Below are 323 nucleotides of genomic sequence, written 5' to 3'. Positions count from 1 at the left end.
AGCAGAATCACCGACAGCCACAGGCCCTTGGCGATGCCGCCGTCGGAGTCGGACAGGATGCCCGAGATCAGCGGGCCGACCGCCTGCCCGACACTGAAGGCCACCGTCAGCCAGGCGATACCGGAGGTCCAGGCGTGCTGGGGCAGCATGCGCCGGGCAAGGACCGTGATCGAGGTGGGGCCGGCCATGAACGCCGAGCCGAACACGACCGCGGAGACGATCGCCGCCGCCAGCCCGTGACCCAGCAGCACCGGCAGCACACCCAGCAGGACGACCACGGAGACCAGCGCCGGAGCACTGCCACCGCGCAGCCGGCCGATGAT

General features: G+C 70.9%; 1 protein-coding gene. It reads right to left on the bottom strand.

Translation table 11 applies throughout. The features are described 5' to 3' along the window. On the bottom strand, positions 1 to 323 hold a 323-nt coding region (locus ACLU3S_RS37050; RefSeq protein ID WP_413956364.1), incomplete at both ends, for a YbfB/YjiJ family MFS transporter.

The organism is Streptomyces sp. AF1A (genome assembly GCF_047340315.1).
Taxonomy (GTDB): domain Bacteria; phylum Actinomycetota; class Actinomycetes; order Streptomycetales; family Streptomycetaceae; genus Streptomyces.
The sequence above is the reverse complement of the archived record's forward strand: the minus strand, read 5'-3'. Positions and strand labels throughout refer to the sequence as shown.